This is a genomic window from Rhizobium sp. PRIMUS64 (assembly GCF_023006465.1).
Lineage (GTDB): Bacteria > Pseudomonadota > Alphaproteobacteria > Rhizobiales > Rhizobiaceae > Rhizobium > Rhizobium leguminosarum.
The window spans coordinates 1-265 of sequence record NZ_JALBGX010000373.1; the positions used below are offsets into that span (position 1 = coordinate 1).

General features: G+C 60.4%; 1 protein-coding gene. It reads right to left on the reverse strand.

The genetic code is table 11. The features are described from left to right. Positions 1–265 (reverse strand): nitrogenase component 1 (locus MOV76_RS39615; RefSeq protein ID WP_309506946.1); only part of this gene is annotated, 265 nt, incomplete at both ends.

Consider the following 265-nt stretch of genomic DNA (forward strand, 5'->3'; position numbering starts at 1 on the left):
GTCGCCACCGATATTGTAGTCGCCGACGACGTTGACATCGTAAGGGCCGGTCTCAAACTCGACTTCGTTCTTGTCGAAAACCCAGTCACGGATGGCGTCGTTGGCGATGTGGTGGCCGAGCGATTGCGAGACGCCGCGGAAGCCCTCGCAGCGTACCGGCACGATCGTCTTTTCGTGCTCCTTGGCCTTCTTGCGCGACACCGCCTCAATGTCGTCGCCAATCAGCCCGATCGGGCATTCCGACTGCACGCTGATGCCGTTGTTG